Source organism: Lentilactobacillus sp., assembly GCF_040773105.1.
Classification (GTDB): Bacteria; Bacillota; Bacilli; order Lactobacillales; family Lactobacillaceae; genus Lentilactobacillus; species Lentilactobacillus parabuchneri.
Genome location: NZ_JAXGWW010000062.1, coordinates 1 through 10,037, shown reverse-complemented (window position 1 = coordinate 10,037; position 10,037 = coordinate 1). Strand labels below are relative to the sequence as shown.

General features: G+C 42.5%; 9 protein-coding genes. 6 read left to right on the top strand and 3 right to left on the bottom strand.

What is annotated here, in order from left to right; all coding sequences use genetic code 11:
* Positions 1–106 precede the first annotated feature (106 nt).
* Positions 107–1,417 (top strand): NCS2 family permease, encoded by a 1,311-nt coding sequence (locus tag AB3112_RS04880; protein ID WP_057909392.1) that lies wholly within the window; start codon positions 107–109, stop codon positions 1,415–1,417.
* Between the two features lie 110 nt (positions 1,418–1,527).
* Positions 1,528–2,046: a QueT transporter family protein gene (locus tag AB3112_RS04875; RefSeq protein WP_084974034.1), complete on the top strand. Its 519-nt coding sequence runs from the start codon at positions 1,528–1,530 to the stop codon at positions 2,044–2,046.
* Positions 2,047–2,329: 283 nt separating this feature from the next.
* Here AB3112_RS04875 and AB3112_RS04870 read toward each other — a convergent pair whose 3' ends face one another.
* Positions 2,330–4,867, bottom strand: a complete 2,538-nt coding sequence (locus AB3112_RS04870; protein WP_367334049.1) for an ATP-binding cassette domain-containing protein — start codon at positions 4,865–4,867, stop codon at positions 2,330–2,332.
* Positions 4,868–5,049: 182 nt separating this feature from the next.
* Between AB3112_RS04870 and AB3112_RS04865 the strand changes: the two genes are divergently transcribed.
* A complete protein-coding gene (locus AB3112_RS04865; RefSeq protein ID WP_084998247.1) occupies positions 5,050–6,000 on the top strand; it encodes a zinc-binding dehydrogenase in 951 nt (316 codons plus the stop codon).
* A 116-nt stretch (positions 6,001–6,116) separates the two neighbouring features.
* A complete protein-coding gene (locus AB3112_RS04860; RefSeq protein ID WP_084974027.1) occupies positions 6,117–6,932 on the top strand; it encodes a MerR family transcriptional regulator in 816 nt (271 codons plus the stop codon).
* 294 nt (positions 6,933–7,226) lie between these two features.
* Here the strand turns inward: AB3112_RS04860 and AB3112_RS04855 are convergent, their stop codons facing one another.
* A complete protein-coding gene (locus AB3112_RS04855) occupies positions 7,227–7,913 on the bottom strand; it encodes a GTP pyrophosphokinase family protein (protein WP_367334050.1) in 687 nt (228 codons plus the stop codon).
* Positions 7,914–7,933: 20 nt separating this feature from the next.
* Positions 7,934–9,394 (bottom strand): cardiolipin synthase, encoded by a 1,461-nt coding sequence (gene cls, locus AB3112_RS04850; protein WP_084974025.1) that lies wholly within the window; start codon positions 9,392–9,394, stop codon positions 7,934–7,936.
* 78 nt (positions 9,395–9,472) lie between these two features.
* On the opposite strand from cls, the gene AB3112_RS04845 reads away from it, so the two are divergent.
* Positions 9,473–9,622, top strand: a complete 150-nt coding sequence (locus tag AB3112_RS04845) for a hypothetical protein (RefSeq protein ID WP_167547565.1) — start codon at positions 9,473–9,475, stop codon at positions 9,620–9,622.
* Positions 9,623–9,666: 44 nt separating this feature from the next.
* Positions 9,667–10,037 (top strand): MFS transporter (locus tag AB3112_RS04840; RefSeq protein WP_367334048.1); only part of this gene is annotated, 371 nt, incomplete at its 3' end.

Here is a 10,037-nt window from a genome sequence, read left to right as displayed (position 1 = left end):
TAACGATTGAATAGAATTTAATTCGTTTATTGAACGAAATCCGCGATAATGCTAAAATAAATATGTGTTTTTTTATTCATAACCGAACTATAGAGGGAGCTATTATATGTTAAATTCAATTGCCAAGTATTTCGAATTCGATAAGCGAAATACCAATTTTCGTACTGAAATAATCGCTGGGATTACCACGTTTGTTTCAATGGTTTACATCCTTTTTGTTAACCCCAACGTTTTAGGCGTTAGCGGGATGGATAAAGGGGCGGTCTTTACAGCGACTGCCTTGGCTTCAGCATTTGGCTGCTTCATGATGGGCTTTCTTGCCAACTATCCCATCGCAATTTCTGCTAGTCTGGGAATCAACGCCTTTTTTGCCTATTCAGTTGTTATTGGCATGAAGGTTTCATGGCAGACTGCCCTGGCCGGTGTATTTGTTGCTTCGATTATCTTCATGATCTTGACCGCCTTGAAGCTGCGGGAAAAGATCATCGACTCAATCCCCGTTGATTTGAAGGCAGCGATCGGTGGTGGTATTGGTCTATTCATTGCATTCATCGGGATGGGTGACGGTGGCTTGGTTTCTGCCAGCAAAGATACCATGGTCACATTGGGGTCGCTGCACGTTGGGACGACTTGGCTGACCATCTTTGGCCTGTTAATCACCGTCATTCTCATGAGCATGCGCATCCCTGGTGCCATCTTTATCGGTATGGTTTTAAACGCCATCTTGGGAATGGTAACCGGGTTAATCCCGCTGCCACACCAATGGGTTGCGCCAATTCCAAGCCTCAAGCCAACCTTTGGCGTTGCAATTAGTCACATTGGCGACATTAACTCGGTTCAGCTGATTGTCGTTGTGCTGACGTTCCTATTAGTTACTTTCTTTGATACCGCCGGAACATTGGTTGGTTTGGCTGAGCAAGCCGGCTTTATTAAAAATAACAAAATCCCCCGCATTGGTCGGGCGTTAATCGCTGATTCCTCAACGATGCTTGCCGGATCAATCTTGGGAACTTCGCCAATGGGTGCCTTCGTCGAATCTTCTGCCGGAATTGCGGTTGGTGGCCGAACCGGCTTTACTGCCATTGTCGTCGGAATCCTGTTCATCTTGGGAACGTTCTTTTCTCCACTATTGACCGTTATTACCAGCCAAGTTACCGCCCCAGCCTTGATTATCGTCGGTGTCTTGATGGCCCAATCGTTGAAAAACGTTCACTGGGAAAAATTTGAAATTGCTGCTCCTGCCTTTATCACCTTGGTCGGAATGCCATTTACTTATAGTATCGCCGATGGAATCGCCCTCGGCTTTATCACGTATCCCATCACAATGATTGCTGCTCGTCGTGGTAAAGAAGTTAGCGCCATGATGTATGGTTTGGCCGTTGTGTTTGTTATCTTCTTGTGGATTTTAAATAATTAGTGTGTGACGAGCAACTGGTGAGGCAAAACATATTTTGACCTCACGCACCAAAAGCGGTAACCTATAAAGGTTGTTTAACAACTGAATATTTAACAAGGAAGGAATTTGTTATGAATTCTAAGACTAATTTGTTTGGCATCAGTAACGTTCGTGACCTCACGAAAGCTGCTGTTGTATCTGCACTCTACATCGTCATCACGATGGTCTTTGCAGCCTTGAGTTTTGGCCCAATTCAATTCCGCTTTTCGGAAGGTTTAAATAACCTTGCCGTTTTCAACAAGCGCTACGTTGTGGCGATCACGCTGGGATGTTTTATTTCGAATATGATGTCGTCGCTTGGGCCGCTGGATATGGTGGTCGGAACTGGTGAAACGTTCATTGCGCTGTTGACCATCAACATCGTTACCCGTTTCATCAAATCGCTGCCATTAAAGTTGGTCGCATCCGTTTTGATCGGAACCTTTTACATGTTCATCGTGGCAGCAGAAATTGCCTACCTGGGAAGCACCGCCTTTTGGCCAACCTTCTGGAGTGCTTATCTGACAACTGCCATTGGTGAATTTGTAACCATGACGATTGGTGCTGTATTGGTTTACATCATCAATGTGAAGTATGACTTAAGTAAATAAGTTCCATCGGGAGTGTGCCAAAAGGCGGTTTTGCTTCCGTAGCATAACCTAGAATGACTTTTTGAGCTGAAAGCTCGGAAAGTTATTCGTAGTTATGCCTAGGAAGCGGCCTTTTGGCACACGTTCCGGCTATATAAAATTGAAGAAACAAGGGGCTGTTAGCAAAACGTTAGTTTTGTCACAGCCCCTTTCTAAAATTAAATTGAATCCATGCAAACTAAAAATAGATATTACAAGAATCAATCAAACGACAATTCTTGTAATATCTATTGATTTTAACTAATTAAATTAAAGCAAATTTTTTGAAGTGCTTTGACAAATACTTAAGCGTCAAACTGGTTGGCTCTTGTGCAAGTTCCAGTGGTCTTCCACTAGCCATCACCTTTCCACCAGCCGAGCCGCCCTTTGGTCCCAGGTCAATCATATAGTCGGCGTTAGCCATCAAATCCAAATCGTGTGTAATCAACACAATAGTTGCACCCTTCTGTTTTAGTCTATTCATGACTCCCAGCAAAGTTTGAACATCGTTAGGATGCAGGCCAATGGATGGTTCGTCAAAAACAAAAAGGGTCCCTTCCTGCTTCTTGTTCAAATGATTAACCAATTTAAGCCTTTGTGCCTCTCCGCCCGAAAGGCTTGGTGTACTTTCACCCAAGTGTAAATAATCGAGGCCAATCTCATCCAACAGCTGAAGTTGTTTTTCGATCTTCGGTACATCTTTGAATACTTCAAGTGCTTGCTTAACGGACAGGTTTAATAAATCAACAAGTGAATAGCCACGCCAATGAATCTTCTGGATTTCATCTTTATACCGTGTTCCGTGACAATATGGGCAAACTTCTTCCATATCTGGCAAATACTGAATGTCCAACGAAATGGTGCCAACTCCTCCACAATGTTCACAAGCACCCTGCTTATTATTATATGAAAAATATGCCACCCCATAATGCTTTTTCTTGGATTCAGGAAGGTCTGCGAAAAGTCTTCTTAAATTGTCCATAATCGACGTATAGGTCGATAAACTTGAACGGGAATTTTTTCCAATTGGTTTAGAATCAACGGTAACCACATTGGAAAGCTTTGTTTTTAAAAATTGAATTTGCTTGGGTAATTGTCGTCCCTGCTGTTTAGCCATAATCGCAGGAACTAAACTATTGATGATAAAACTTGTTTTACCGGCCCCAGAAAACCCAGTCACCGCGGTAATCTCATAACCTGGAATTTTCACATCAATGTCGTGGAGATTGAAATAATGATCAACTTTTACCTGGGTTGTCAGTAATTTGCCATTCTTTGAAGTTGACACCTTTTCATGCATAATATTGGCTGTCCCCGACATAAACGGACCAATTAATGAGCTGGCTTGATGCCGTAAATCTTCTGGTGTTCCCTCGGCAATAATTTCCCCACCAGCATCCCCAGATCCAGGACCAACCTCGATGACCCAATCAGCCGCTTCAATAATATCAACTTCATGGTCGACAACTACCAACGAATTTCCTTGTGCAATCAATGCCTTGAACACACGAATCAGCCCCCTAATATTATCGGGGTGTAGTCCAATAGAGGGTTCATCTAATACATATAAAACCCCAGTTGTCTGAGTTCGAAGTGTCTTTGCGAGCTGAATCCTTTGAAGTTCCCCAGTCGATAGCGTGTTGCCACTTCGAGACAAAGTTAAATAATCAAGTCCTAGTTCCAGCAAAGGATGCAAGGTCTCCGTCAAGTTTTGGAACAAAACGTTTGCCATCGCCTGCATCTCGCTGGGAAGTAATTCTTTGGTCTGATTTTCCCAGTCGCGAAGCTTACTAAGCGAAAGATCAGCCACTTGCGCAATGTTTGCTCCACCAACAAGTTGGCTTAATAAATCAGGATTTAATCGTGTTCCATGACACACTGGACAGACTGAGAAATGAAAAAACTGGTTGACCTTCTTAATAGCCCGTTCACTCTTAACCGACTTTAAGGAGTCATATACGGCTTCGTAAGCATTCTCGTATAATGTCTTATCAGTGTGAAACACGCGCCCTGTGGACGTCCTAAAATCCACAGGATACTGTTTCTTTGCACCATGCAAGACGATGTCTTTTTCATGATCCGTCAAGTCCTTATAAGGGATATTGATCCGAACACCCAAGGTTTCAGCAACCGTTGGCATAAAATTACGCCCTGGAAGGTGCCAAGAGGCAACTGCGCCCTCAGCCAGCGTTTGATTCTCATCTCCAATCAATTGATTTTCATCTAATTGTCGGACCTTTCCCGTACCATGACACCTTTTACAAGCACCACCTGAATTAAACGCAAAGTCTTCAGCCGATTTAGCCATAAATTCAACGCCACACGTAGGACACTTAATGATCCCCATCTTACTATCGGCACCACCAGGAAGATCCATTGCCTGAGCAATTTTTAAGCTTGGCTGGATTCGGTGCCCGTTAGGACAAATTGTCGATCCCAATCGAGAAAAAATGAGTCGAACCACATTAAAGATTTCGCTCATCGACCCAACAGTCGACCGCTCCGATGGTACGTTTGGGCGCTGTCGCAAAGCAATTGCGGATGGAATATGTCTAATTTCTTTCACGTCTGATTGTTTACTTTGAGAAATGCGTCGTCTAGTGTACGTCGATAGTGCTTCCAAGTAACGGCGCGAACCTTCAGCATACAAAATTCCCATTGCTAATGAACTTTTCCCCGACCCTGAAGGACCGGATATCGCCACAAATTTGTTTAGTGGGATATTGACGTCAATATTTTTCAAGTTATGTACATTACCGCCACGGACTTCGATTTGAGTCACTTTATTGTTGGCTGTCTTCATAGTCTATAACCTCCTAATAATTCTTCACACTCGGCAATTTTCAATATAGAGAACACTTTAAACTATAACGTTTGGTTACAGTCAAGGAAAAAGTATAATTTTAACCGAGTATTTTATCTTGACTATAACGTTACGAGACGGTTTATAGTAAAGATATTCAAACAAAAAGGAGAATGATCGCTATGAAATCAGTAGTTGTTAAACAAGCTGGCGGCCCAGAAGTACTTGAATTTGAGGAACGACCAATTCCAACCGCCACCCAAAATCAAACCGTTATTAAAATTCACGCTTTTCCCGTCCACCGTTATGAAGTCTTGACCCGTGAAGGCGGCTCACCTTCAGTAAAATTCCCACGAGTCATTGGCGTTGAAGCTGTTGGTGAAGTCTACCACCCCTCAAAGACTAGCCAATTAACTGCCGGACAAAAAGTGATTACATTTATGGGCGGTCTTGGCCGTGAATTTGATGGTAGTTATCAAGAATATGCTTTAGTTCCTGATAGCATCATTTACCCGGTAACGTACAATGGCACTTGGACCGAGTTGGCAAGTTATCCAGAAACCTTCTACACAGCATTTGGTGCGCTTAAAGCTACTCGTCTCCAAAAAGGTCAGTCCTTACTTGTTCGCGGTGGTACAACAGGAGTTGGTATGGCAGCCCTAGTCTTAGGAAAAGCGCTGGGTCTTCGTGTTGCCACGACGACTCGGCAAAGTGATCGGGAACCTGTATTATCTAATTTAGGTGCCGACGAAGTGATCCTGGATCATAACGACCAGCTCCAGACCAGCAGTAAATATGACGGTGTGATTGATATGGTTGGTGTTCCTGTTGTCGTTGATTCCCTCAGCCACCTCAAGAATGGTGGAACTTACACGTTAGTTGGAATGGTCACTGGACAATGGGTGTGGAAAGACTTTGATCCATTTACCAACTTATCAAATAAGTACGCGACTGTTTATGATTCATCTCAAGTCTATAGTCATATGGTCCAAGAAATGTTTGGACTCATTAATCAAAACCACCTGGAAATTCCAATTTCTAAAGTCTTCAAATTAAACGACATTCAAGAAGCTCACCGTTATGTCATGAAAAAAGACCGGCCTGTGGGACAAGTAATCGTATCAAATGACTAACCAACACAGACGGTCTCAACGTTCATTGGAAAAATTTGAGTATAGTCTTACCTTACACACATGATATAATTGATCGATAAATAACGGTATGTAACGATCAACAGAAGGAGTCGGATATGTTAAAAATCAGTGATATGGCGAATTTAGCCAATACAACTCGGCGAACACTTATATTCTATGACGAAGAAGGGATCTTTAAACCTGATAAAAGAACTGAAGCCGGCTATCGTTACTACAACTATGATCAGTTATATGATTTAATGTTTATCTTGGGCTTACGAAGTTTAGATATCCCCTTGGAAGAAATTAAAAAGATTGAAACTCAATCAGCAAATGTCCCAGAATTTCAGCTGATCGATGCCGAAGCAAAAATTGACAAAAAGATCAACGAATTGGCTAAAATTAAAAAAGTCCTATGCAAAAAAATCGAAGATCAGTCGACGACGGATGAGTCAGCCCTTTACCAGCCGGAAATCAAGAAGCGGCCGGAAATTGGATTTTGGTGTTCCCGCCAATCAATCAGTTGTACAAAAGAAGAGGTTGCCCAATTGTTTTCAGAATTCTATAAGCAGTTAGGCTCACTGGCAGTGATGGATACAACTAAATCAGGCTTCTTAACCAAATTATCCGTTGAAAATCCTGACGGTTATGCTGACGCGTCTTTTCGAATTATCAAACAAACGATAGATGATCAACAGGATGTATTAATCCCTATTATCAAAAAAAGTGGCGGTGATTACGTCACCGTTTTAGTTGAAAATAATTTGGCGGGTATTTCCAAAGGGCTCTCTCGACTAAAAGCATTCTGCCACAATCATCATTTAAAAACCAACGACCATTTATGGCAAATTAATACCGGGGACACTTTAATTGAAACTGGTTCTTCCAAATATGGTTGGCTTGAATTTGCTGTCTTAAATGAAACTCATTAATCTTTTCCAACAAAATAAGGACCCCACCGCCCTCTAAGCGGTGAGATCCTTATTTGTTCTTTAAATCTTGAAAGGTATTCGAACCAATCATTGACCATAATTGGTCGGTATTTCTTTTCGTTAAAACGCTTCTGCAGGGTGGAACTGACAAACTACTCGGATCTAAGCTCGCTGACTTAGTACCTACACTATTTTCGGATGCTCCCTCGTTTGTCTTGCAGGTGATTAGTTCATTCACCTTTCACCATTATTATAAGTCCAAATGGCCTTTCAAACAAACAATCTGCCTTCAAGTTAACCCTGTAAGTCGCTAAAAATCCTTTGCATTCGGCTCTCAATATCGTATATCTCACCAGCATATTCTTTGAGGTTGCCGGTGTGCTGCTTCACTTTGTCATCTGGGACATCCGTCTTGTATCGCAGCCTGTGTTCCAGACTGGCCCACATATCCATGCCGATGGTTCTGAGTTGCACTTCAATTGGCACATCAAACACGCCGTTTGATTGAAACACCGGAACGGATACCACTAAATGAAGGCTTCGATACCCACTTGGTTTGGGATCTTTGATATAATCTTTTCGTTGTAAGAGTGTCACATCAGATTGCTTGACCAGCGCGTCTTCCACCCGGTACACATCATCGATATAGTTGGTAATAACCCGAATGCCGCCAATGTCTCGAATCTTATGGTGAATGGTATCAATATTCAGCGGGTAGCCCTTACGGTTGATTTTGCCAACCAGACTGCGGACACTTTTCATTCGCTCTTCCATATGATGAATCGGGTTATGGTCGTAATTGAGTGAATATTCCTCATCCAGATTTTCCAACTTTGTCCCAATCTCGTTAACACCGGAATGCCTCAGTTGGTATATTTCGGCCAGCTCCTTGAGGTCACCAATTTGGCTTTTCATTGGTAACTTATCAAGTTCCTTCATAATCTGCTTAGCGTCCATGAAGTTGCTGCGCTCTAATATCATTGTCATTTCTGCCTCCTCTATTACAAAATTGGTGACAACAGGCGACTAAACGTCTGCTTGAATTTCAACCAAAGTGACTGTTGTTCAAACATTTCAGTTGTTTGTAATTCACTGACATCAATGTCGTTTAAGAAAATGTCCCGTAGTTCGGCTGAAAACTTTTGGTCATAAATAAACGAATTAATTTCAAAATTGAGCTTGAAACTCCGATAATCCAGATTAGCGGACCCCACTGAAGAAATTTTGTCATCAATAACCATTGTTTTGGCGTGCATAAAGCCATTGCCATAATAATAGATCTTGACGCCTTCTTCAGCTAATTGGTGGGCGTAGTACTGGGTTGCCCGATAAACAAAGGGATGATCGGGCATGCTGGGGACCATGATTCTCACGTCGACACCAGACATAGCCGCAATCCGCAGCGCATCCATCACACTATCATCAGGAATCAGGTAAGGTGATTGAATCCAACAATACTTTTTGGCCATGGTAATCAGCTTAATATAACCCATTTTAATCTGTTGTAAATCCGAATCCGGCCCACTGGAAACAATCTGCATATTGACGCTTCCTTTGGTAGTTGTGACCGGGAAGTATTTGGCCTCGACTCTGTCTTCATCAATCTGATCCCGTGGACTGGTAGCGTTCCAATCAAGGATAAATCGCGCCTGCAGGCCAAACACGCCGGATCCAATAATGCGGATATGGGTATCGCGCCAGTTACCAAATTTCTTCTTGCGGCCCAGGTACTGGTCACCAATGTTGAAGCCACCAGTATAGCCGATTGTGCCGTCAATGACAATAATCTTTCTGTGATCACGGAAATTAATACGAAAATCTAAAAGAACTGATCGCGTGTTCAAGAATGGAAAGGCTTTGCCACCAGCATCAACCAGTGGCTGGAAGAATTTCCGTGTCGTTCCCATCGACCCCCATGAATCGTAGATCACACGCACTTCAACTCCTTGGCGAGCCTTTTCAACCAGCAAGTTCAAGATTTCATTTCCAATTTTGTCATTATAAAATGTGTAAAATTCGATGTGGATACTTTTCTTAGCGGCTTCAATATCCCCAATAATTTTATGGAACAAGGGATTTCCATTGGTAAAAATATGGACTTTGTTCTGTCGCGATAAAAATGCCTGATCCGTTGTCATGAACATATCAACCGCGGTCCTGGCACTGGTTACAACTTCATCAGCCGGCGTCTTTTCATTATGTCCCAGCTGCTTTCGCTGTTCATTCAAGCGTTCGTCGAGTTGCATTTGAACATGTTTATGTAATTTAAATAACCGATTCTTCGGTAATTTTCGGCCTAAGAAGGCGTATGCAATAAAGCCGACCAGCGGTAAAAATACCAGCACCAGCAGCCAAGCCCAAATTGCGGCGATATCCCGCTTCTCCCGGAACACCGTAAAGATGGCAAGAATCGCGTTAATTACGACGATGACATTAAAAACAGACGACCAATCAATATTCATTTTTTCCTCCCCGCAGCCACTTTTAGGCTAAAATAAGAATACATACTGTAAGTATACTAGAAAGAAGCGGAAATAATTATGAATTTATCAAGTTTTTTTATCGTCGGGATTCATGGTATCCACTCAATTAGCTTTATTCATTTTCTGTTTAAAGAACAGCCAATACTTGGAATTGGGCTGATGGTTGCGCTCGTGCTCTACATGATTTATAAGTACATGAACCGCTAGGATTTGCATTTATTGATAGAAATAAAATAGACGGGAAGTTTAAGATGAAAAAGCAAAGTACAACTGCGCGTTGGATCGCGCTTTTGGCAATGGGATTGGGTGTCTTTATGGGACTCCTCGATGTGACTGTCGTCAACGTCGCCCTGCCAACGATGGTTAAGGGATTCAATACCACTTTTACGAATTTACAGTGGGTGTTAAACGCCTACACACTGGTCTATGCCGTCACTTTGATGATTATGTCAAAGTTAGGTGACATGTATGGTCGAAAGAAAATTTTTCTGGGATCATTAATTTTATTTGTTATTGCTTCGGCCATTAACGGCATGGCGCCAAGCCTGCTAATCCTAGACCTCGGTCGTGGGGTTCAAGCGATTGGTGGCGCTGGAATGATGTCGTTGTCGATGGCGTTGGT

Coding starts and splice junctions, on each gene's coding strand:
- AB3112_RS04880 (WP_057909392.1), top strand. CDS start 107: ATGTTAAATTCAATTGCCAAGTATTTCGAATTCGATAAGCGAAATACC.
- AB3112_RS04875 (WP_084974034.1), top strand. CDS start 1,528: ATGAATTCTAAGACTAATTTGTTTGGCATCAGTAACGTTCGTGACCTC.
- AB3112_RS04870 (WP_367334049.1), bottom strand. CDS start 4,867: ATGAAGACAGCCAACAATAAAGTGACTCAAATCGAAGTCCGTGGCGGT.
- AB3112_RS04865 (WP_084998247.1), top strand. CDS start 5,050: ATGAAATCAGTAGTTGTTAAACAAGCTGGCGGCCCAGAAGTACTTGAA.
- AB3112_RS04860 (WP_084974027.1), top strand. CDS start 6,117: ATGTTAAAAATCAGTGATATGGCGAATTTAGCCAATACAACTCGGCGA.
- AB3112_RS04855 (WP_367334050.1), bottom strand. CDS start 7,913: ATGATATTAGAGCGCAGCAACTTCATGGACGCTAAGCAGATTATGAAG.
- cls (WP_084974025.1), bottom strand. CDS start 9,394: ATGAATATTGATTGGTCGTCTGTTTTTAATGTCATCGTCGTAATTAAC.
- AB3112_RS04845 (WP_167547565.1), top strand. CDS start 9,473: ATGAATTTATCAAGTTTTTTTATCGTCGGGATTCATGGTATCCACTCA.